The sequence below is a fragment of the Streptomyces sp. NBC_00223 genome (assembly GCF_036199905.1).
Taxonomy (GTDB): Bacteria; Actinomycetota; Actinomycetes; order Streptomycetales; family Streptomycetaceae; genus Actinacidiphila.
The window spans coordinates 1996912-2019214 of sequence record NZ_CP108109.1; the positions used below are offsets into that span (position 1 = coordinate 1996912).

At 70.4% G+C, this 22303-nt stretch carries 20 protein-coding genes; 6 read left to right on the forward strand and 14 right to left on the reverse strand.

All coding sequences use genetic code 11. The annotated features are described in order from the left end of the window. Positions 1–69: 69 nt before the first annotated feature. Positions 70–1326: an alpha/beta hydrolase gene (locus OHA30_RS08370; protein ID WP_328913170.1), complete on the forward strand. Its 1257-nt coding sequence runs from the start codon at positions 70–72 to the stop codon at positions 1324–1326. A 230-nt stretch (positions 1327–1556) separates the two neighbouring features. Continuing rightward, positions 1557–2603: a phosphotransferase gene (locus tag OHA30_RS08375; protein ID WP_328913171.1), complete on the forward strand. Its 1047-nt coding sequence runs from the start codon at positions 1557–1559 to the stop codon at positions 2601–2603. A 26-nt stretch (positions 2604–2629) separates the two neighbouring features. On the opposite strand, the gene OHA30_RS08380 is transcribed toward OHA30_RS08375, so the two are convergent. From OHA30_RS08380 to OHA30_RS08410, 7 genes are read right to left on the reverse strand one after another with little or no spacing between them, the layout of a single operon-like run. Then, positions 2630–3700, reverse strand: coding sequence for a glycosyltransferase (locus tag OHA30_RS08380; RefSeq protein ID WP_328913172.1), 1071 nt, complete (start codon positions 3698–3700; stop codon positions 2630–2632). Beyond that, a complete protein-coding gene (locus tag OHA30_RS08385) occupies positions 3697–4596 on the reverse strand; it encodes a PIG-L deacetylase family protein (RefSeq protein WP_328913173.1) in 900 nt (299 codons plus the stop codon). The genes OHA30_RS08380 and OHA30_RS08385 overlap by 4 nt, the downstream gene beginning before the upstream one ends. A gap of 14 nt (positions 4597–4610) precedes the next feature. After that, on the reverse strand, positions 4611–5363 hold the full coding sequence (locus OHA30_RS08390; RefSeq protein ID WP_328913174.1) for a glycosyltransferase: 753 nt from the start codon (positions 5361–5363) through the stop codon (positions 4611–4613). A 25-nt stretch (positions 5364–5388) separates the two neighbouring features. Further along, complete coding sequence (locus tag OHA30_RS08395) at positions 5389–6270, reverse strand: phosphotransferase family protein (protein WP_328913175.1); 882 nt, start codon at positions 6268–6270, stop codon at positions 5389–5391. Next, complete coding sequence (locus tag OHA30_RS08400) at positions 6267–7163, reverse strand: glycosyltransferase family 8 protein (protein ID WP_328913176.1); 897 nt, start codon at positions 7161–7163, stop codon at positions 6267–6269. The genes OHA30_RS08395 and OHA30_RS08400 overlap by 4 nt, the downstream gene beginning before the upstream one ends. A gap of 1 nt (position 7164) precedes the next feature. Continuing rightward, the gene (locus OHA30_RS08405) at positions 7165–7764 is read right to left on the reverse strand and encodes a hypothetical protein (RefSeq protein ID WP_328913177.1); all 600 of its coding nucleotides are present in this window, start codon (positions 7762–7764) and stop codon (positions 7165–7167) included. Continuing rightward, positions 7761–8969 carry an adenosylhomocysteinase gene (locus OHA30_RS08410; RefSeq protein ID WP_328913178.1) on the reverse strand — a complete coding sequence of 403 codons (1209 nt, stop codon included), beginning with the start codon at positions 8967–8969 and terminating at the stop codon, positions 7761–7763. Before OHA30_RS08410 ends, OHA30_RS08405 begins: the two co-directional genes overlap by 4 nt. Before the next feature lie 506 nt (positions 8970–9475). On the opposite strand from OHA30_RS08410, the gene OHA30_RS08415 reads away from it, so the two are divergent. After that, positions 9476–10810, forward strand: coding sequence for a helix-turn-helix domain-containing protein (locus OHA30_RS08415; RefSeq protein WP_328913179.1), 1335 nt, complete (start codon positions 9476–9478; stop codon positions 10808–10810). Between the two features lie 133 nt (positions 10811–10943). Here OHA30_RS08415 and OHA30_RS08420 read toward each other — a convergent pair whose 3' ends face one another. Continuing rightward, positions 10944–12275, reverse strand: coding sequence for a tetratricopeptide repeat protein (locus tag OHA30_RS08420; RefSeq protein WP_328913180.1), 1332 nt, complete (start codon positions 12273–12275; stop codon positions 10944–10946). Between the two features lie 161 nt (positions 12276–12436). Between OHA30_RS08420 and OHA30_RS08425 the strand changes: the two genes are divergently transcribed. Next, positions 12437–13156 (forward strand): hypothetical protein, encoded by a 720-nt coding sequence (locus OHA30_RS08425; protein ID WP_328913181.1) that lies wholly within the window; start codon positions 12437–12439, stop codon positions 13154–13156. Here OHA30_RS08425 and OHA30_RS08430 read toward each other — a convergent pair. From OHA30_RS08430 to OHA30_RS08440, 3 genes are read right to left on the reverse strand one after another with little or no spacing between them, the layout of a single operon-like run. Further along, positions 13148–14311 carry a serine hydrolase domain-containing protein gene (locus OHA30_RS08430; RefSeq protein WP_328913182.1) on the reverse strand — a complete coding sequence of 388 codons (1164 nt, stop codon included), beginning with the start codon at positions 14309–14311 and terminating at the stop codon, positions 13148–13150. The genes OHA30_RS08425 and OHA30_RS08430 overlap by 9 nt on opposite strands. Beyond that, positions 14277–14474, reverse strand: coding sequence for a hypothetical protein (locus OHA30_RS08435; RefSeq protein WP_328913183.1), 198 nt, complete (start codon positions 14472–14474; stop codon positions 14277–14279). Before OHA30_RS08435 ends, OHA30_RS08430 begins: the two co-directional genes overlap by 35 nt. 31 nt (positions 14475–14505) lie before the next feature. Further along, complete coding sequence (locus tag OHA30_RS08440; RefSeq protein ID WP_328913184.1) at positions 14506–15801, reverse strand: multidrug effflux MFS transporter; 1296 nt, start codon at positions 15799–15801, stop codon at positions 14506–14508. Positions 15802–15957: 156 nt separating this feature from the next. On the opposite strand from OHA30_RS08440, the gene OHA30_RS08445 reads away from it, so the two are divergent. Further along, a complete protein-coding gene (locus tag OHA30_RS08445) occupies positions 15958–16947 on the forward strand; it encodes a Gfo/Idh/MocA family protein (protein WP_328913185.1) in 990 nt (329 codons plus the stop codon). 1021 nt (positions 16948–17968) lie between these two features. Here OHA30_RS08445 and OHA30_RS08450 read toward each other — a convergent pair. Further along, complete coding sequence (locus tag OHA30_RS08450) at positions 17969–18280, reverse strand: 4a-hydroxytetrahydrobiopterin dehydratase (protein WP_328913186.1); 312 nt, start codon at positions 18278–18280, stop codon at positions 17969–17971. A gap of 99 nt (positions 18281–18379) precedes the next feature. Here OHA30_RS08450 and OHA30_RS08455 point away from each other — a divergent pair, with 99 nt between their 5' ends. Then, complete coding sequence (locus OHA30_RS08455) at positions 18380–19129, forward strand: SDR family oxidoreductase (protein ID WP_328913187.1); 750 nt, start codon at positions 18380–18382, stop codon at positions 19127–19129. A gap of 106 nt (positions 19130–19235) precedes the next feature. Here the strand turns inward: OHA30_RS08455 and OHA30_RS08460 are convergent, their stop codons facing one another. Beyond that, positions 19236–20912, reverse strand: a complete 1677-nt coding sequence (locus OHA30_RS08460) for a xylosidase (protein WP_328913188.1) — start codon at positions 20910–20912, stop codon at positions 19236–19238. 350 nt (positions 20913–21262) lie between these two features. Continuing rightward, complete coding sequence (locus OHA30_RS08465; protein WP_328913189.1) at positions 21263–22276, reverse strand: DUF5954 family protein; 1014 nt, start codon at positions 22274–22276, stop codon at positions 21263–21265. Positions 22277–22303: the final 27 nt, after the last annotated feature.

Genomic DNA, 22303 nt, shown 5'->3' on the forward strand with positions numbered 1-22303 from the left:
CTGCCGGACGGCCGGGGATCGTTCCGGCGCACGACGGTTCGGCGCTCGCGGCTTTCTAGCCTCGGAGACATGGCACACACCCCTCTTCGACGCTCTCTGGGCGGCGCGCTTCTCGTCGTCACCGTGCTGCTGGCGCCACTCGCCGCAGCGGCGGGTCTCCTGCTCACGGCCACCGTCACGGCGGTCGTTCCGCTGCTCGCGCTCGCGGGGCTGACGGTCGCCGGACTGACCGGTGTTCTGCTCGGCCGGGCCGCGTTCGGCCTGCTCGGCCGCGAGGGCTGGCGAGCCGCGGGGCTGTTCGCGGCCGTGCTCACCACCGCTGTCGCGGTGCTCGCGGCCGTCACCGTCTTCCGCCCGATGCCCACCTCGGCGGCCGGCCCGGTTCCCCCCGGCGTCAAGTTCTGGAGCCTGGCGACCGGTTCGCGCATCGCCTACGTCCATGTCCCGGCCGCCGCGCCGGTCAGGGCGACACCGGTGGTCTTCCTGCACGGCGGACCGGGCACCCCGGCCGAGGGGATCCCGGCGGGCGGCCGGGAACTGGCCGCCGCGGGCTTCGACGTCTACTCCTACGACCAGCTCGGCGCCGGCCGGTCCACCCGGCTCAAGGACATCAGCGGCTACACGGTCGCCCGCCAGGTCGCCGACCTCGACGCGATCCGCCGCACGCTCGGCGCGGACCGGATCGTCCTCGTCGGGCAGTCGTGGGGCGGTTCACTCGCCGCGCAGTACATGGCAGCGCACGGCGACCATGTGGCGAAGGCCGTGTTCACCTCACCGGGCGCCCTGTGGGGCCATGAGTACCCCGGTTCGACGGCGGGCGACCCGTGGACCCGGCTGACGCCCGCCGAGAAGGCCGCCAAGGAGAAGCTGAACACCAAGCCCCGGCTCATCGCCGCGAGTCTGCTGATGGGCGTCAACCCCGCTGCCGCGCATGCCCTGGTCGGTGACCGTGAACTCGACCACTGGATGCACGAGGTCGCGTTGCTCGGCAAGGACACCGCCTCCTGCGCGGGGGCGCCGCCCACCACCGCCCACAACAATCCCCAGGGGTTCTACAGCAACCAGATGACGGCCAAGGACTTCGAACGGATACCCGACCCGCGGCCGGTGCTGCGCGGGGTCCACGTCCCCTCGCTGATCATGCGCGGCTCGTGCGACTTCATCAAAGCCGAGGTCACCGAGGAGTACCGGCACGTCCTCCCGGACTCCCGGCTCGTCGTCGTCCAGGGCGCCGGCCACTCCATCGCCGGCGGCCGCCCCCAGTTGTACACCGCGCTGCTACGGGCCTTCCTACTCGACGAGCCCCTGCCCACCACGTCGTCCTGACCCCCGCCGCTCCGCTCAGGTGAGGAGCGCGCCAGCGTTCCTCACCGACCGAAACGGTGAGCCCACCGCTGTGTTACGGGCTCATGCCGCGAGTCTGGGGGCGACGACGCGGGCGCGTTCGTAGCCGCATTGTCGTGCTGCCTGGTTCGGCGGAGCCGGAGCATTGTCGTGCGCCGGGGCGATGCGGGGAGACGTCCTCGTGTTGTGGCGCGGCTCGATAGCCTGCCTCAGTGGCTGGTGAGGAAGAAGGACGCGTATGGCCCGGCGACACCACGGATGATCTTCCGACCTTGGTGACGGCGTACGGGCTCGGTGAGATCCATGACGTCAGGTATCTGGCCGAGGGGTTGATGAACCGGAATTGGCGCATCGTGACCGCGCAGGGCGAGTTTGCGCTGAAGCAGATCGTGGACGTGCCGGTGCCAAAGGCTCGCAGAAGTCTGCGGGTCCTCCAGCCGCTGGCCGCCGCAGGACTACCCGTGTGCGCACCGCGTCCGAGCACGTCAGGGGATGTGGTGGTCGAGGTCGACGGCCGCAGCTACTGCCTGCTGGCCTGGGCGGCGGGGGCGCACCGGCCGGGCGCCACGCTCGAAGCGGACGAAGCCGGGCGGCTCGGTGTGCTGCTCGGAGAGATCCACCAGGGTCTTGCGGCTCCGGAGGCGGCTCTGCCCTCAGCGGTCGAGGTCCCCCGGGCGAAGGTGACCCGGCCGGAGTCCGCTCTGGCGGAGGCCGACCGCTTCCTGGAGGTCGTCGCACGGCTGGAGGAACCGTCGCCGTTCGACCTGGCTGCCGCCACCGCACTCAACCGGCGGAAGGTGCTGATCACCCAGTGGGCCGAGCACCGTCCGGCGGATGAGGTGCCGCGCGGGACAGTGGGGTGGACGCATGGGGACTTTCAGCATCTGAACCTGCTGTGGCAGGACTCCGTGGTCTCGGCGGTACTCGACTGGGACCGGCTCGGAGTGCGTCCGTACGGCGAGGAGGTCGTGCGCAGCGCGCAGGTGCAGTTCAGCACAGGGGACGGCCGCATGGATCTCGGCCACGTGGCGGCGTTCATCTCCGGCTACCGGTCCGTGGTACCGATCTCGGACACGGATCTCGCGGATGCCGTAGAGCGGCTGTGGTGGAAGCGGATGACGGACTTCTGGCAGCTCCAGTGGCACTACGACAAGGACGACCACGGCCCGGACCATCTGTGGGCGTCCGGTGAGAGGCTGCTGGAGTGGTGGGCTGGTTCGCGCGACACCGTGCGGGACGCCTTCACCGCCTCCTCGTAGTCGTGCCCCTCGTGTCCTGAGTGGGCTCACGGCGGGATGATGCCGGCGGCCCGGAGCTCGGGCAGGCAGGGTCGCGTCAACGAAGCGGCCCTGAGACGGGCATGGTCACCTATGCAGGCCAACCGTGTCGGGCAGAGGGAGCGGATGAGCGAGGCCCAGGTCGGGACGTCGTCGGCTGGGGCGAGCAGCGCCTGTGGCCCGATGGCCTCGGGGATCCCACCCCGAAGGGAGCCGAGGGCGGGAAGTCCTGCGAGGGCGGCTTCGATGATCACGCGGGGGAAGGCGTCCTCGACTACCGACGGCACGAGCAGCAGCCGGTGCCGGGCGTAGAGGGTGTTCATGTCGTAGGTACGGGGCAGGTAGGTGACATTGGGGTGGTCCGCGAATTCGGCCGAGGTGTCCCACCAGCCCTCGACCAGGGTGAAGTGCCGATCAGGCAGCAGGTCAGCGAGATGATGCAGAAGGTCGGAGCCCTTGGCGGGTACCGGGTTGACCATGAGTAGGTCGCTGTCACGCTCCTCATCGACACCACAGTCGCCGGGGCCGGGGCGGGCAAAGGGCGGGTAGAACAGAGTCGCTGTCCGGGCGTCCGGAATGCGGGACCGTACGAACTCAGAGGTGGCCAGAGCGTACTGGGGACGGCCGTCCAGAACGTGCAGACCGGTCTTGGAGACCGAGTGCAGCCATCCGGCCACGGCCGCACGGGAGCGTGCGGTCCGGGCAAGTTCGGCAGATCCCTCCTGGGAGGTGATGACCAGATGGGGCGCGAGCTCCTTGAGCGCGCCGCTCAGTGCGGCGGCCAGTCGGGCCTGCGGCACGGCCCGGACCTCGATGCCGTTCCAGGCGTAGCGGATCTCCGCGCCGTCTGCCGAACGCTCAACCGTGGTGCCGGCGCCGTCCAGGTGGCCGAGCATGTTCGGCAGGTCGGAGGCGCCGCTCCACGGTGGTTCGTGGGAAGCGAGGTAGACCGTCCGCCAGCCGGCGGCAGCAAACTCTTCAGCGAGGAGTTGCTGAGAGACTTCGGCGCCGCCGATCAGGAACGGCGGCGGGATGCGCCGCCAGGCGAACAGCACTGTGCCCGTCTCGGCTGGGGTCATCGCGTTTCCCATCGGTAGAACCGTTCGGCGAAGCGGACCGGGTCGCCGTCACCTCGGAGTTCGGCGGCGGTGGTCCAGGCGTAGCGCAGCGGCCGGTACATCGCCCGTAGGGGCTGGAGCTGTGAGGCGTGCAGGTAGAGCAGGGTGAGCTTGTCGAGGAGCACCGTGGTGATGTCAGCCAGTTCCGCGGCGAGGCTGTCACCCACCCGGGCGTGGAAGAGGTGCCGGTCGTCGGCGGACAGGCCGTAGGTCTGCCAGAACGCGACGTCGTCCCAGAACCAGCGGCATCCCAGTCGTCGGGCCGCTTCGTGGACGAGGAGGTGGTCGGGGTGGCGGGTGACGGCGGCCGGAGCCAGCAGCTCGGCCTCACCCATCCCGGCGAGGGCATGTTCCAAGTCCTCCGTGACCTGGTCGAGGACCGCCGGGTCGTAGGGCCGGTACGGGGGCCGGGCGTCCCTGTGGCCGAGCAGCGTGCGGGCGGCCCCCAGTGCTTTCAGGGTTTGGTGGGATTCCTCGGCGCGTAGCCGCGAGATGGCGTCCTCGCCGGGATGTGCCTGCTGGACGGACCGGTCGGCGCTGGTCGACCGGGTGAACACGGTGATCACGGTGAGGGGGCGGGGCCGGGACAGCAGCAGTCCGCCGGCGGACAGGGCCATGTCGTCGTGGTGGGGTTCGAGGACCACCAGAGGCCGCCCGGACGGGCGGCGCTGCTCGATCAGATAGCGGCCTCTGCCGTACGGGGCGGTGACCTGGACGACGGCGCGGTCCCCGGTGCTGCGGCGGAGGGCAAGCTGGTCTTGGTGGTGCTGATGGGCACGGGCGAGGTCGTCGGGGAAGGTGTAGACGCCGGCCGCGTCGGGCACCGGGAGCACGGGCCGGTTCTGGGTGGAGGTCACGTTGGACGGTCCTCTCAGCGGACGGGGGTGTCGTACCAGTGCCGCCAGAACCGGCGGGAGGACAGGAACAGGTGTGCGGTGATCGGGTTGGCCCACCAGATCATCCGCCAGCTCGGCCAGCGCTCGAAACGGCGATGGGACGGGCGGACCCGCAGGTGGGTGAGGTGGACGACCGGTGCGCCGGTGCGGCTGCCGAATCGGGTGAGGCGGGCGAAGAACTCCACGTCCTCGCTCATGTAGAGGTCGGGCCGGTAGCCGCCCAGTGTGTCGAACGCCTCGCGGGTGCAGAACTGCGTGACGCCCTGAGCGCCGCCGCGGAAGCGGCGGTAGAGGCCCCAGGCCGCGACCAGCAGCCGGGTGCCGGGCTTGTCCGGCTCGTACAGCGGCGGTATCGCACCGCCCACACAGGCGCCGGAGTCCAGGTGGCGGGCGGCGTCCCGGATCCCGTCGGCGGGGAAGTCGACGTCGGCGTCGATGAAAACCAGATAGGTGCCGCGGGCGGCTGCGGCGCCGGTGTTGCGGGCCCTGCCGATGCCGCGGACCGGTTCGGGCACCACCCGTGCGCCGAGGCCTGCCGCGACCTGAGCGGTCGCGTCGGTGCTGGCGTTGTCGACCACGACGATCTCGCCGCGCTGACCGCTCTCCCGTTCCCAGTGGGCCAGGGACACGGCGACGGTCGGCAGGTACCTGGGCAGGTAGTCCTCTTCGTTGAAGGCGGGGATCACCACCGACAGCACCGGAAACGGTGCGGATACCGGGTTGTCCATGGCCGTTCTCCTTCCTCGTCCGGGGTCAGGTCAGCGCGCTGTACTGGTCGAGGGCGGTGTTCAGGCGGGTCTGCCACAGCTGTGTGTCCCGCTTCTCGCGGACGGCCGCGTACAGCCATCCCCGCAGCGTGTGGAAGACGATGAGGTGGGTGAGGAGGCCGTCGTCCAGGCCGCCGCCGTATCCGGCGGCGATCAGCTCCCGGTCGCCGGCAGCGAGGACGCCGCAGGTGACCACGCCCTGCGCGACGTCGTACTCGGCGAACGCGGGGGCGGTCTGCTCGAAGTCGATGAGGTGCGGACGCGGGTCCGTGGCCGGCAGCACGACGTTGCCGAGGTGGAGGTCGCCATGGCACAGGACCTGGTCATGGGTCTCGGCGAGGTCGACCGCCCGGAGCAGCACCCCGCGCGTGGCCACCCGCAGGGGTTCGGGAAGACGCGCAAGCAGTACGGTGACCTGCTCGGCGAACGCCCTTCTGGCGCCGGGCTGCGCGCCGCGCGGCAGCCGGTGGAATTCGCGCAACAGGTGCCCCAGCAACCGCAGCGCCTGATGGCGCGGCCAGTCGCCGGTCCGTACGGCCTCGTGGAGGCTGAGCCTCCCGAGATCCTCCAGGACCAGCGCGGTCACGTCCGCGCCGGCCACGGCGCCGCAGGCCAACGCCCGGGGCAGGCCGAGCTGTGCGGAGCCGGCGAGCGCGGTGACGACCCGGTGTTCCTTGGCCGCTTTCCAGCTCGCGGACCCCGTGTGCAGCTTGATGATCACGCTGGCAGGCAGCCCGGAGGCCCGCAGCGTCGTCCGGTAGACCGCTGACCGGGGTGCCTGGGTGAGGCGGTGCGCGTCGATGGCGGCTGTGCCGAGCAAGTCCCGGCACGCCGCGTCCAGGGTCTGCCTGCCGAGCGTTCCGGTCACGGCCGCGTCCGGAAGGGCGGCGCGTGGAGGCTGAGGTCACCGAGGCGATCGAGATGCCCCAGCGTGCGCCACAACTGCGAGCGGTACAGCGATACTTCGGCAGTGGTCGGACAGTTGGGCAGCCAGGGTTTGGCGCTCCCTACGAAGTGCAGGAGCGCGGTGTCCGTGGCGTGCGGGGAGCGGGTGGTGTAGCGGCGGGTCCAGTTGCTACGTTCGAGGAAGCGGGCGAGTTCGAAGCGGTTGAACCGTCCGGGAACCGGCTGCACCACGTCGTCTTGGTCGAGCAGCCACAGGTTCAGCGCATCCTGGTCGTTGTGGAAGATGTACTTGCCTCCGCTGCGCAGGGCATGGCGGACACCGGCGCGCACCGGGGCAAGCATCGTCGTCGGCAGCCACCACACGCCGGAGTTGAAGTACGGGCGGCCGTGCAGGTCGGGACGGTCATCGGCGAGTCCGGGCAATGCCTTGCACTGGCCGATGGCCGGGTTGAATTCATCCGCGACCAAGCCCAGTTGGTTCCCACGGAGCCGTCCCAGGGGTAGCGACATGTCGTCAAGTGCGAGGGTGTCGGCGTCGATGTAGATGAGGTAGGGGCGGTCGACGAACACTGTTGTGAAGTTGAACCTCAGGTACGCGGTCACGGTGATGTAGTCGTCGTCAGCCATCAGCGCCGTGCGCATGGGTCGGGCCCACCGCAGGTCGAAGGATCCGAAGCCGGCCCGTCGGACCAGGTCCGCCATAGTAGTGGCGTGCTGAGGCGTCAGGTCGAGGGTGAGGACGCGCACCGCCGCCTCCCGCCGCGCGGCGGGGGTAAGGCTGTCGGCCAGCGAGGACAGGGTCACCAGGGACGGCAGCAGATAGCGCTCGTCCACGCACAGCCCGAAGGCGTACACCTCACGTCCTCCCGACCATGGCCACCTGGGCCAGCGCCATTTCCAGGATCTGGTCCGGGGCGGCGTCCGCGCGGATCCGGACACAGCGCGGACTGATCGGGTCGGTGAAGTGGCCGTTGAAGTGCTCGGCGAACTTCGGGTCGTAGTAGATCGGAGGTAGGCCCGGACGAGAGGCCGCCCGCCGGACCAGTGCGGCCGGTTCGGCGGTCAGCAGCAGCGTGAGGTCGGGAACCACCGCAGCGCTGGCAGTGACCTGCCGGGCGACTGCGGCGCGGGCCCGCGCGTCGACGTCCAGTCTGCGCAGCCGGCCAATAGCCCGGGCGTGGGCGAGCAGCGTGTCGACGCTGCGATCCATGATCACTCCGCCGTCCTGGGCAAGCGCCGCAGTGGCCTGCCGGTGGCGCTCCTGCTCGATGCCCAGGTGGGCGGTAAGGGCGTTGAGCAGTTCGGTGTCCGACCGGGCGATCGGCGCCCCGAGGACAGACGGATCATCTGCCACGTGGTAATAACAGCCGATCGTCTGCCATCCGAGCCGGGCGGCCACGTTGGCGGCCAGCGTGGACTTGCCCGTGCAGCTCACGCCCTCCATCGCGATGATCACCGCATTTCCACCCTTCGATCGGTTCCCAAAGCCGGGCCGGCTGTGGCGGAGGGCCGGAATGCCTCCAGCCACGCTGTGGCAATTCGGGTGCGAGTCGTGGCCGGCACTTCGTACAGGCCCGGCTGGTGCCGTTCACCGGCCAGCAGCGATGCCGCGGCCACGATCTCGGCCTTGATGACGTGGATGGCCGGCCCGACCGCCGAGGAGTGCAGGAAGTTGACCGCGTTGCCGTTGCCCAGGAGGCAGAACGCGTGGTCCGAGCGGGCGTAACGCGTCACGCCGGGGATGAGGTCTTGGCGCTCGAATCCGGCGCGCGGGCTGGCCAGGGCCGTAAGGTCGAACTCATCGTCCGCCGACGTGGCCCCGGCGAGGAATGCACCGTCGCGCAACATCGCGAGATGTTCCATACCGATCGCGCGGTTTCCTGTGGCGCTGAACACCAGATCGGCGTGGCCGAGCGCCCGGGGAAGATCCGCCGCGCCGTAGCCGATGGCAACGGCCTGCGCCTGCCGGATCGGGTCGATGTCCTGGACCGTCACCTGTACGGAACGAGCGTGCAACGCCGCCGCGATCCCCGCGCCTATCTTCCCGAAGCCGAGCACACAGGCACGCCTCCCCGGCAGAACCTCCCCCAGTCGCCGCAGCAGGGTCTCGGCCGAGAAGACGATCGCCTCCCCGACCAAGCGGTCCTCAGGTTCTTTCAGCGGGCTGCGGGCCACGCTGTAGACCGGGCAAGGAAACGCGTCCAGTTCGAGGTAGCGGCGCAGACCGTTCTCGGTGTCCTCCACCACACCGGCGATCTGCCCGGGTAGAGCGGCGCAAGCCTCGGCGAGTGCCGGAGCGAAGTACCCGCCGACATCGGCGAGTACCAGGGGACGCCCTGCCGCACGCCTTTCCAAGTACGGCACCAGCCACTCGGGGTCAGCGAAGCGCTCACGGTCCAGTGGATCACAGCGGTAGGACGCCGTGACTTCCTCCAGCGTGCGCCGGTCGGCGGACTTGGGTTTGGCCAGGACCGCCTCCACCGTGGCGACACGTCCCAGCGCGGCGAGGAAGTTCATCTGACCGGGCAGCAGATGCGTGATCACCATGCTGGCGGCGTCACTGGCGGGAAGGTCGAGTGCCAGCTTCGCGAAGAAGGCATCCGCCGCGACCGAGGCCGGGCGATATGCCGATGGACGCGATGAGCGGTCAGTTGCACTCACACCGGGTGGGGGTAGGGCGATCGGTGCCCCGACAGAGTCCGAGGGCAGAGCAGTCATAAGAGTCCTCTCCATGTCGGGTATCGCCGGTGTCGGCTGAGGACGGACGCCAACACGCCTCCTACCATGTGCGGTTAAGGTCCCGGCAGGCCGAGAGTGTCCTGCAAGCGGTCCGGTGGTCGTCCCTTGCCGACCCACCGACTGGCGTTCAGCGCGACCAGCAGCGTGCCCCGGCCCTCAGGATCGACGACTGGTGACCTGCTGCTCGCCGGCAACGGCCGGTGGCGGTGAACCCGTCATGTTGATCCAGGTCCGGATCGGTCACACCATGTGCCGGGATCATTACTGTGCGGGCAATTCAGCGGAGGCGGAAGGTTGCAGGCGGATGCTCTGCGGGTGCGGTGAGGAGCACCCCAAGAGCACCCCAGATGGCCCTTCCGTGAGTCAGCTGTGACCGATACCGTCGCGCTTTACTGTCTGCACATTGATGCGACGGGCGGAGGCGTCTCATGCACCTGCTGGAGCGGTCTCGCACGGCTCGCGGCTGGTCCCGCACCGACCTCGCCACTCGCTTATGCGAGTTGGGCCGTGCACGCGGCATCAGCCTCGGCACGGGCAAGGACGGGGTGCTGCGCTGGGAGCACGGACGCCGACCCGACCGACCCACGCAAGTTCTCATCGCCGAACTGTTGGGTATTCCTGAAGAAGTTGCAGCCCAGCAGCCGTGGCCGAACTGGCTGTCCGCGGACCCTGTCCAACAGCCCACCCACCACTGCTGGAACGCCTCCGGCGCCGTCGAGGCGCTTTACGAAGTGTCCGGGAGTGACATGGAGATTGACCGCAGGAGTTTCACTTTCCTGACCGGAGCCACCCTCACCGCCTCGCTGATGTCGTGGCTCACCGCCGACCCGGCTGCAGCAGGCCAGATCTCCCAAGGCCAGCGCATCGGCGAGACCGCCGTGGCCCATATCGAACGCCGAGTGCGCGAACTGCGGCACACCGATGACACCAATGGAGGGGGCCAACTCCTTGAGGAAGCCCACGCCAGCATGGGCATGGTTGCCCGGCTCCTCAAAGACCGCAGCTACACCGACGCCCACGGCGTCCGGCTGCATGCCGCAGCCGCCGACTTCGCCCGCATGCGCGCCTGGGCCGCCTTCGACACCCGAGGCGAATGCCCCGACGACGCCTTCGACGCCGCGCTGCATGCCGCACACGCCGCATCCGATGCCGCCCTCGGCGCCCATGTGCTGGCCTTCTGGTCGATCGCCGCCTACAACACCGAGCGCCCGGCGGACGCTGAAGCCATGGTGACCGCGGCACTCGCCGCCGCCCGGGGCCGCACCACCGACCGGGTCATGGCCATGCTCCTCAGCCGCCGCGCCCGAGCCCGTGCTCACCAGAACGACCCGGCCTGCTGGGCCGACCTCGACCGCTCTGCCGAACTCCTCGACGCCAGCGATCACGCCGTCGATGAAGACCCGGACTGGGTGTACTGGTACGACCGTTGCGAACTTCTCGGCGCCATCGCCTCCACTCACTTGGACATGAATCAACCTGGCCGGGCCGAAGCCGTGTTCGCAGAGGCCGCATCCCTGTACCCCGCTGACCGGGTGCGCACGCACGCGCTTTTCCTGTCCCGACAAGCCGACGCACAGTGGCGCCAGAACGACTTGGAACGCGCATGTGCCACAGCCGACCAAGCCCTGGACCTCACTGTGGACATCAGTTCCCACCGCTCTACCGGCCCCTTGCTCGAACTAGCTGCCAAAATGCGGGCCCACAACGCCGTCCCCGCTGTTCGTGACTTCCGAGAACGCGCCACAGCGATTCTCGCCGCCTGAGACTTCGACCTCTTCGGCCAGTCCCTCTGGCACACAGACCCGGAAATCTGATGCCCCGCGTCCGCCACGGCCAGGCTGAACGGCGCTTCCATAGCGCCGACGGCCGGCCCGGGCGGGAACGCGTCCACGCGGCTCAGGCCGCGAGTCTGGGGGCGACGACGCGGGCGCGTTCGTGGAGGCCGCGCGCGGTCGCATTCTTGAGGTGGGGGCGGATCAGTCGGAACATTTCCCTGACGCGCTGGTCGGCCCGGCCGGAGTGGACCGAGGGGAAATCGTCCAGCACCATGTGCCATGTCGTACAGGCCGCTTCAAGGTGACCGATGGCGAATTGATGTTCGGCCAAAAGCCCGCGTTTCCTCACCCGAGTTCCACGATAGATTCCGGCGCGCATGCTGTCGGCCTGTTTCAAAGCCTCGACCGACCCTGCCATGTCTCCCAGTTCGAAACGGACATGACTAATGTGGTCCTGGAGGGCCGCGGGGGTGTAGCGCCCGGGCACATTCCCGGACTCCGCCTTCTCCATGGCCGTATCGGCGTCACGGAGATACGCCACGGCATTTCTGCGGTCGCCGACCTGAGCCGACGCATGTGCTTGCTGTCCCACGAGGAACGCGCGCATACGTGGCCCTGCCTGCGGAGACGCGGCGGCCGCGGCATCGGCGAGGCGTAGCGCCTCCGGGCCGTGCCGCAAGTCCACTGCCTGGACACTCATCTCCCGCAGCGCGCCGGAAAACCTCATGTGATCCTCGGCCGCACCGGCAAGCTCCAACGCCTTCACGTAATACTGCTGGGCGACACCGTGCATGCCCTCGTCCACAGCCATGTAGCCGGTCAGACAGCACAGGTGTGAAGCAGCGGACATCATCGCCCTACGCACTTCCTCGGTCGCATCCGCCCTCAAATACGGTGCCACCGTATTGACCAGAAAGGCAGCCGCCATCGGACGGGCATGCCGACCGCCGAACTGATCGTCAAGGTTCGACATTTGCTCCGTCATGGCAACGACCATGTCGACTTCCGGCACCCCTATACGCCGCACCTGCCCACGCTGAATCGCCTCCATCCGCCCGATGACGTCCTGCCAGCCCGGAACGGCCAACGCCGCCGAGAAAAGCGACGCACCGACAACGCTCCGACGTGAAGGGTCCATGTCGCTCCTTCCCAGGTCCAACAGTCCTTCCACCGTGCCCACGTCCGCCCCGGACGTGGGCGGGGGCGGGAATCCGGCTTCGGCGTGGGTGACCGGGCGGTGCAGGTGGCGGGCCAGGGCCTCCAGGATGAGGGGGCGGGCCTCGTCGCGGGGCAGATGCCCGGCCAGCCGCTGGTGCACGGACGGCGGCTCGTACCGGGTCGGCCTCCCCCGTTCGGTCGCCAGCCTGTTGACCGCCAGGGCGAACTGCCGCAGCGTCCAGCCGGTTTCCCGGTGCAGCCTCCTCAGTCCCTCGTTCGGCCGCCGGTCACCCATGCCTCCGCCCCCACTCCCGCACGCTTAACGCTCTTGAAACCCACGTCGGCTTCCACAGTACCGCTGTGCGTGACCAACCGGTTGCCTAGAGCGAAACGGGACCCCCGCGACCGTGCGACCGGTCCGGGGGCATGGCTCAACCTGGAGAAAGCAGGCTGAACGTGGACGACTTTAACCCCGCCCGCCGAGCCGGGGAACGGGCAACGGCCGACGCCTCACCGGTACCGGCCAGGGTCGGCGGCGCGTCGCAGAACCGGGGGCGGACCGACGGGGTGCCGTACGTGGCGCGGTGGAGTGGGGAGCGGCCGGCGGCGATGCCCGTGGTGGTCGGGCGTAAGCGGCCGGGGATCGCGTATGCGGACGAGCGGTCGTTCGACCGGGACGGGCACGGGGTGCTGTGGCGGCGTGAGCCGTCCGAACCCGGCCGGGGGCTACCGCAGTTGGGGAAGGTCCACGGCCTGCGGCAGCGCATCGCGATGGGCGGACTGCGGTGCCAGATCTGCGGCGGCCCCGCCGACCGCAACGCCGACGGAGTGCTCTGGCTCATCGACGCCCACCCCGACGACCCCCACCTGCGACGCGGCCAGGAACGCACCGCCCACCCCCCGGTCTGCCTGCCCTGCGCCCACCGCTCGGTCCACGCCTGCCCCCACCTGCGCACCGCCAGCGTCGCCCTGCGGGTACGCGCCTGGACCCCCTACGGCGTCAACGGCGCCCTCTACCAGCCCGCCCACCCCACACCCCTCACTGTCCACGTCGGCCACTACCCCTACGGCCACCCCCACCTCCCCTGGGTCCTCGCCGCCCAACTCCTCATGACCCTCCACGACTTCACCATCACCCACCTCGAAGAACCCCCCACCGCAGGCCCGTTACGGTGACGGGACCACCGCTGTCGCGCCCGCCGCGCGGGCGAGGTGGGTGGCGGACTCCGCGCGCGGTGCGTTGCCGACGCGCCATGTACGGGCAGGGTGCACGGCGTTGGTGAGCAGCACCAGGAACGTGTCCGTCACCGGGTCCAGTACCAGACTCGTACCGGTGAACCCCGTATGGCCGACCGCGCCGCGCCCCGCCAACTCGCCCATGAACCACGGCTGGTCCGCCTCGAAGCCCAGCGGCCGGGGGTCGCCGCGCAGCAACAGCCGTACGGACTCGGGGGCCAGTACGCCCGCGCCGCCGTCCAGCAGCGCGCGGGCGAACAGCGCCAGGTCCCACGCGGTGGAGAACAGGCCCGCGTGCCCGGCGACCCCGCCCATCGCGTACGCGTTCTCGTCGTGGACGACGCCGTGCACGAGACCCCGGTCGAGCTTGCCCCACGGCCGCCGCTGGTCCTCGGTCGCGGCGGTCCTCGGCAGCAGCGCGGCGGGCGGTGCGAAGCACGTGTCGGTCATGCCGAGCGGGCCGGTCACGTCCTCGGCGACCAGCCGGTCGAGCGGCCGCCCGGTGATGTGCTCAAGGACGGTCTGGAGCAGCAGCAGATTGAGGTCGGAGTAGCAGACGGCGGTGCCCGGCGCGGTCAGCGGCTCCTCGGCGGCCAGCCGGGCGGCGCGCGCGGCCGGGTCGGGCAGGTCGTACAGCGGCAGCTCCGGGCGCAGGCCGGAGGTGTGCGTGAGCAGGTGGCGCGCGGTGATGCCGTGCGCGGCCGCGGCGGTGAGGCCGGGGACGTACGAGGCGAGGGGCGCGTCGAGGGCGAGCGTGTCGCGTTCGACCTGCTGAACGGCGACGACGGCGGTGAAGAGCTTGGTCAGCGAGGCGAGGTCGAAGAGGGTGTCGGGGCGGACCGGCACCCACCGCTCGCGCGGCAGCTCGACGCCACGGTCGGTGTGCTCGTCGTACGCCGCGTAGCGGACCGCCCAGCCGACCGCCTCGTGCAGGGCGACCGTACGGCCCCGCCCGGCCAGCACGACCGCGCCCGCGCACCACGGGCGCCCATGGGCCGGCTCCAGGTGCGCGGCCAGCGCCGGGACGATCCGGCTCAGCTCGTCGGAGTCGAGCCCCGCCTCACGGCAGGAACCTCTCGACAGCGGCGGCGCCATACTCCTCCAGGGTCTTGCGGGCCTTCTCGATCAGCTCCGGCGTGGGTTCCCGGCCGGAGAGCAGAACCAGATCCTCCGGGTCCACGGTCTGCTCGGCACCGGTGTGCAGCGTACTGTCGGCGGTCTTGAACGCCCAGGTGCTCTCGTCCGGAACGTCGGACATGGCTTCCTCCTGAGGACTGCGGGACCCTCCGTCACTCCACCGTACGCCGCCCCCGTACGCAGAGCCCGGCGAAGCAGCCCAGCGCGGCAAGAGAGCAGGTCAGCTGGATCACGGCCATCGGTACGGCGGTGCCGTCGCCCGCGATCCCGGCCATCGGCGAGATCACCGCGCCGATCAGGAAGGACGACGTGCCCAGCAGCGCGGAGGCCGCTCCGGCGGCGTGCCGGGTGCGCATCAGCGCCAGCGCGTTGGTGGTGGGCAGGGTAAGGCCCATGGACGACATCAGGACGAAGAGCGCGGCGGAGATCGAGAAGAGCCCGGCCCGGCCGAAGACCCCGGTGGTCAGCAGCACCAGCGCCACCGAGGACGCGGTGATCAGTACGAGCCCGACGGCCAGCACCTTGTCCAGGTCGACCCGGCCGACCAGCACCTTGCCGTTGAGCTGGCCGACGGCCACGATGCCGATCGAGTTGACGCCGAAGAGCAGGCTGAACGTCTGCGGGGAGGCGCCGTAGATGTCCTGGATGACGAACGCGGAGGCGGAGACGTACGTGAACAGCGCCGCGAAGGCGAAGCTGCCCGCGAGCACGTACCCCGCGAAGACCCGGTCGGCCATCAGGACGCGCATCGAGCCGAAGGTGCTGGACAGCCGGCCCGCGTGGCGTTCCTCGGGCGGCAGCGTTTCGTGCAGCCAGCGCCATACGACCAGGGTGAGCAGCGTGCCGATCACGGTGAGGACGGCGAAGACTCCGCGCCAGTCGGTCAGCCGCAGGATCTGGCCGCCGATGACGGGGGCGATGATCGGCGCGACGCCGGAGATCAGCATCAGGGTGGAGAAGAACCGGGCCATCTCCAGGCCGTCGTACAGATCGCGGACGATCGCGCGGGAGATGACGATGCCGGCGGCCCCGGCCAGGCCCTGGACCAGGCGGAAGCCGATCAGCAGCGGGGCGCTCGGGGCGAAGGCGCAGACCGCCGTGGCCAGTACGTAGATCACCATGCCGACCAGCAGCGGGCGGCGGCGTCCCCAGCGGTCGCTGAGCGGGCCGACGACGATCTGGCCGAGCGCCATGCCCGCCAGGCAGGCGGTGAGGGTGAGCTGGACCGTGGCCGTGGGGCTGTGCAGGGCGTCGGTGACCTGGGGCAGCGCGGGCAGGTACATGTCCATGGACAGCGGGGGGAGCGCGGTGAGGCCGCCCAGGACGAGGGTGACGAGCAGGCCGGTACGGCGCGCGGCGTCGCGGTTGGCGGCTGTGCTGACGGTGGGGGCGTCGGTGGTGATCTTCGTGGTGGCCCTCGGCCCGGCGTCCCGCACGGCACTCTCCATGTAGGTAGTTGAATCCGACGCCTATTCTTTCAGTGATCCGGGACGACGACGTACGAATTTGAGGGCTGACGGATGAGTGACGCGACACAGAGCGGGGCCGGTCCGGCCGGGGGCGCTTCCTCCGGGAACTCCGCGGCGGGGGGTGCGGTACGACCCGTGCGCTGGGGCATTCTGGCGACCGGCGGTATCGCCGCGACCTTCACGGAGGCGCTGAAGTCGCTGCCCGACGCGGAGGTCGTCGCGGTGGCCTCGCGCCGGGCGGAGGGCGCGAAGGCGTTCGCCGAGCGGTACGGAATCCCGCGGGCGTACGGCAGTTGGGCCGAGCTGGCGGCGGACGAGGAGGTGGACGTGGTGTACGTGGCCACGCCGCACTCCGCGCACCGGGCGGCGGCCGGGCTCTGCCTGGAGGCGGGGCGGGCGGTGCTGTGCGAGAAGGCGTTCACGCTGAACTCCCGTGAGGCCAGGGAGCTGGTGGACCTCGCGCGCGAACGCGGGCTCTTCCTGATGGAGGCGATGTGGATGTACTGCAACCCGCTGGTACGGCACATGGCCGCGTTGATCCGTGACGGGGCGATCGGGCGGGTCCACCACATCTCGGCGCACTTCGGGTTCGCGAACGACTTTCCGCCGGAGCACCGGATGCGGGACCCCGCGCAGGGCGGCGGGGCGCTGCTCGACCTCGGGGTCTACCCGGTGTCCTTCGCGCAGTTGATCCTCGGTGAGCCGGACGCGGTCGAGGCGTGGGCGCATCTCACGCCGGAGCGGGTGGACGCGAACACGGGGATCGTGCTCGGGTGGAACAGCGGGGCGGTGGCCACGTTGACGTGCACGATGACCGCCGATACGGGGGCGCCGGCGATGATCGCGGGCACCCATGGGCGGATCGAGATACCTGAGGGGTTCTTCCACGCGGATCGGTTTGTGCTGCACCGGAGGGACGAGGAGCCGCGGACGGTGTGGCTGTCCGAGGTCAGTGAGGATCATGAGCGGGGGACGATGAGGCATGAGGCGGTGGAGGTGATGCGGGCCCTCCGGGCGGGGGAGACGGAGTCGCCGCTGGTCCCGCTCGACGGGACGCTCTCGGTGATGCGGACGCTTGACGCGATTCGCGAGCGCATCGGCGTCCACTACCCCGGCGTGGACTGACCTCCCCGCCGGGCTCCAACCCCGGCCACCCGCCTCCGGCGCAGGTGAAGGGGACCGGCCAGGTCCCCTTCACCCCGCCGCGACGGCGGCACGCCCGGACGGCGCGACCCGGCGGTGCCGATCGGCTGGCGCCCGCGCCTTCCCAACCCCCGGCCGGGGTGAAGGGGGCCGGCAGGTCCCCCTCCATCCGCCGCAACGGCGGCACACCCGGACGGCGCGACCCGGCGGTACCGATCGGCTGGCGCCCGCGCCTTCCCAACCCCCGGCCGGGGTGAAGGGGGCCGGCAGGTCCCCTTCCATCCGCCGCAACGGCGGCACGCCCAGACGGCGCGACCCGGCGGTGCCGAACACACCGCACCCCGGCACGACACCGCCGAACCACGCCGTTGGGGCCGAGCACCGCTGCGGCGGGAAAGAAGGTGCACGCCAGCGCCTTCCGAACCTTGGCGCCGCTCCGGCGGGAGGACAGGGCGCGCCCGCGCCTTCCCAACCCCCGGCCGGGGTGAAGGGGGCCGGCAGGTCCCCCTCCATCCGCCGCGACGGCGGCACGCCCGGACGGCGCGACCCGGCGGTGCCGAACACACCGCACCCCGGCGCGACACCGCCGGACCACGCCACCGTGGCTAAGCCCCGCCGCGGCGGGAAAGAAGGGGCACGCCAGCACCTTCCGAACCTTGGCGCCGCTCCGGCGGGAGGACAGGGCGCGCCCGAGCCTTCCCAAACCCAGGCCAGGGTGAAGGGGACCGGCAGGTCCCCCTCCATCCGCCGCGACGGCGGCACGCCCGGACGGCGCGACCCGGCGGTGCCGAACACACCGCACCCCGGCACGACACCGCCGAACCACGCCACCGTGGCTAAGCCCCGCCGCGGCGGGAAAGAAGGGGCACGCCAGCACCTTCCGAACCTTGGGCGCCGGTGCGGTGGGAGCAAGGTGCACGCCAGCGCCTTCCGGATCGTGGGTGCCGGTGCGGCGGGAGCGAGGGGCGCGCTCGCGTCGAGGCTGTCTCGACCTGAGGGGGGATCAGGTGGCGCCGTGGGTGGGGGCGATCGTGGCGATGCGGGTGGCCAGGTCGAAGTCCTTCGTGGTCAGGCGCGAGCCTGCCGCGTGGGTCGTGATGGCCACGCCCAAGCTGTCGTAACCCAGGGTCAGGTCCGAGTGGTGGTTCAGCTCCGCCTGGATCCCCGCGATGTGCAGCGCGAAGATCGCCGCGGGCAGATGCGCCAGCCGGTACGTACGCCGCAGCTCCGTACCGTCCTCGGACAGCTCCCACCCGGGCAGCTCCGCGAGCCGTTCCGTGACCTCCTGCGGGGACAGCGCGTCGGCGTACGACATGAGGTGCCTCCAGGCGAAACGTGACGGATCCGGGCGGGGCGCGGGACGCGACCCGCCAATGCGCCCCGCTCATCGTCGCACCGCATACCCTCCCCTGCCATGAACGACGACATCGAGCGGGTCGCGGTGGTGACAGGCGCGGGCTCCGGCATCGGCCGGTCCGTCGCGATCGAACTGGCCGCCGCCGGCTGGACCGTGGCCCTCGCCGGCCGCCGCCCCGACCCCCTGGAAGAGACCGCCGAGCGGGCGCCCGGCTCCTTCCCCGTACCCTGCGACGTCACCCGTCCGGCGGACGTCACCGCCCTGTTCGACACGATCCGTACCCGCCACGGCCGCCTCGACCTGCTCTTCAACAACGCGGGAACCTTCGGCCCGGCCGTCCCGCTGGAAGAGCTGCCGTACGACCAGTGGCGCGCGGTCGTCGACGTCAATCTGCACGGCGCCTTCCTGTGCGCGCAGGCCGCCTTCCGGCAGATGAAGGCGCAGGACCCGCAGGGCGGGCGGATCATCAACACCGGTTCCGTCTCCGCCCACGCGCCACGCCCGCAGAGCGTCGCGTACACCACCACCAAGCACGCGCTGACCGGCCTGACCAAGTCCCTTTCCCTGGACGGCCGTCCGTACCGCATCGCCTGCGGTCAGATCGACATCGGCAACGCGGCCACCGACATGACCACGCGGATGCGTACCGGCATCCTCCAGCCGAACGGCACGACCGCCGTCGAACCGGTGATGGACGTCGCCGACATCGCCCGTACCGTCCGCCACATGGCCGAACTCCCCCTGGAGGCCAACGTGCAGTTCGCGACGGTCATGGCGACGACCATGCCGTACATCGGCCGGGGATAGGCCAGCAGCGCCGGCGGCGTCGGCGAACGCGCACATGACCCGTGCCCTCGCCGGCCGGGGAAGGTGGCCGGCCGGCGAGGGCACGGGAGCTGGGGGTGGGCCGGGGTCAGTTGGTGACGAGGTCGAACTGCTCCCAGGTCCCGATGGTCGCCCGGTTGGCGACGAGAGCGGCCGCACCGGCGTTCTCGGCGGTGACGTACTGCCCGTTGGCCAGCGCCTTGAGGCTGACCGTGCCGTTGGAGTTGTGGACGAGCTGGAAGCTCTCCCACTGCCCGACCGCCGTACGGTTCGCGATCAGCGGGGAGGCGCCCGCGTTGTCGGCGGTGACGATCAGGCTGTTGGCGTGGGCGCGCAGCGCGACATTGCCGCCGCCCGCGTCCAGCAGGTCGAACTGCTCCCAGCCCCCGATGGCCGTACGGTTCGCGATCAGCGGCGAGGCACCCGCGTTGTCCGCCGTGACGTACAGGTTGTTGGCCCGCGCGCGCAGGCTCACCACCGTCCCCGTACCGCCGCCCGGCGACGTCCCCACCACCGGCTGGGTGGGCCGGGTCGCGGTCAGGGCGATCTGGCCCTTGAGCATCCGCCCGCCGTCACCGGTGAGGCGGAGGTAGTAGTCGGAGGAGCACGCCGTACCGTCCTCGTCCAGCGCCCACAGGCCAGAACCGGCCGGGACCATCGAGGAGTTCTCCGCGGTCTTGGCGATCTGGTTGCCCTCGTTGTACTCGTCGAACATCGAGATGTAGATGCCCTGCACCCCGGCCCTGACCACGTTGTAGAACTGCCGCCACATGAAGTCGCCGTGCGCGCGCTGCCGGGCGGAGACGTCGCCGGGCAGGACGCAGGGCTGGTAGTCGACGCCGTGCGCGTTGCAGTCGGCCTGGTCGGGGACGGTGTAGTTGGTGTAGGCGTTGTCGGCGTCGCCCACGTTGCCGATCGCGCCGACCATCCAGGGCGAGATCATGTTCAGCGCGTGGTAGACGTCCGCGTATCCGGCCCGCGAGCCGCCCGTGCCGGTACGCCACTCGCGCGGCACTCCGCCGATGACGTAACAGCCCTGTCCCTTGAACCAGTTGATGACGTCAAGGCACGCGTCGGCGCTGAACGGGTGGTTGTTGTCGTTGAAGCCGAAGCCCCAAATACACACCACCGGCTTGCCGTTCTGCTTGGCGTACGCCGAGGACGCGGTGTGCGCCTTCATCTTGTTGGTCCAGTCGGTCTTGATCTCCGACTGCATGTTCGTCCAGCCGGAAACGTCGTACATGACATAGAACTTGCGCCCGTGCGACTCGGCGGCGCTGCGTACCTTCGTGGCCATCGCGTCACGGGTCGGACCCTCGCCCCCGGTCGGGTTGAACCGCTGCAACGCCGCCGTGTCGATGTTGTTCTGCTGCATCCACAGGAAGTGGGTGTCGACGGTCTGCTGGTCGTACGACGAGAACAGCGCCGCCGACTGGCCGTTGCCCAGGTTGGGGTACGCGGTCGGGTACGTCTTCGTGTACTCGCGTGTGTCCGGCCACGCCTTGATGGAGTTGTTGGACAGCGACGGCGACTGGCCCCAGTTCTGGCTCCAGTGCCACCAGCCGTTGATCGGGGCGCCGTCCCCGGGGCAGGCGAACCAGCCCTGGTAGCCGACCGTCACCTTGCCGACCACGTCACCGGCCGCACTGGCGGCGGGAGTCGCGCCGGCGGCCGCGGCGGGCCGGGCCGCGCCGAGCGCGGCGAGACCGGCCGCGGCCGATCCGCCGGCGACCGTGGCGATGAATGTACGACGTGACACTCCCATGGGAATCGCTCCAATACGCATGCCTGCGGTGGGGGGAGGCGCGCGGGGGTCGAATCACACGCACCACGCTGAGCACTTCCGGAACCGGGGTCCCGGTGCGCGGCGATTCAACTCCTGAATCCAAGGAGACGTCAAGGGTCCTAGCTTTTCCCGGAGTTACCTCCACTTTGATGGTCTTTTCGCCGGGAAGACGGGAGTTGATCCGACCAATTCGCACCGGAGACATCCGATGACCGATTTCAGGGCTTGGCCGCTGGTCTGCGGGGACCGGTTCGGGGCGATCACGGCAGGCCCCCGTCACCGGGCGCCGTCCGGCGCGGATCGTCAACGGCCTTGGCTGGTCAGGGAGTTCATTCCTCGTACGTGATGGTGCCGTACTCGTCCATCGTCGGGCGGATCTTCGACGGGCCGTACGGGTCCTCGTCGGAGGGCCTCGGCGGCTCGGGGCCGTCAAGGCCGATCCGGACCATGCGGCCGATCCGTACGATCGCGAAGCGTCGGCCGAAGACGTTCAACTCGTTCGCGCGGCCCGCCGACTTGAACTGTTCGGCGGCGCGCGCGTACTCGGCCTGCTCGTCCGCGTCGAGGCGGTACATCCGCGGCCACAGCCAGGTCAGCGCGGAGACCAGCGCCCTGCGGGCCGCGTGCGGGGTGGCCAGGACGCCGGTGAGCGGTTCCCAACCGGTGTCGGTGCGCTCCACCGCGCGGAAGGTGGGCGGGAGCAGGACGACACCGGGGTGTGTCTCCACGGCCAGCAGCGAATCCGCCCTGACGTCGGCCGGATAGCGCTCGCTGCTGTAGCGGAGTTCCTGGAGCGCGAGGCGTTCGGCGCTGGCGACCACCCCGGTGGCCGCGGAGTGGTCGATCACGAACTGGCTGTCGACCTCGGGCTCGGGGACGCACTCACCCCAGTCGGGCACGAGGGCGTCCGTGTCGGCGGGGCGCGGCGGCTCCAGGCCGTCGTGGTCGGTGTAGACGAACTCGTCGCCCCTGACCACCCGGTAGCGCACGCCGAGCACGTCGATCTCGTCGATCGGCTCGGTCTCCAGGCGGGCCACCGCCGCCAGCAGCTCCCGGCGGACCGCCGGGTCGTCGGTGTCGTCCTTCGCCTTCATCCACAGCAGGGAGTTGAGGGCGTCCCGGGGTATCTGGGGGAAGCCGTCGGCGATCGGTGCGATCACCCGCCAGCCCGCGTCCTCCGGCTCCTTGGCCGCCAGGCCGAACACCGGGCCGCGGATGATGTAGTGCGTATAGCGGCGCGCCGCGTCGGCCGCGTCGGCTTCGATCGCGGCCGCGACCGGGTGGTCGTCCACCTGGACCCTCATGATCAGATGGTCGGGTGCCATCTGTTCTTCGCTACCCATAGCTTCATTGTGCTCACAGGCAGTGCG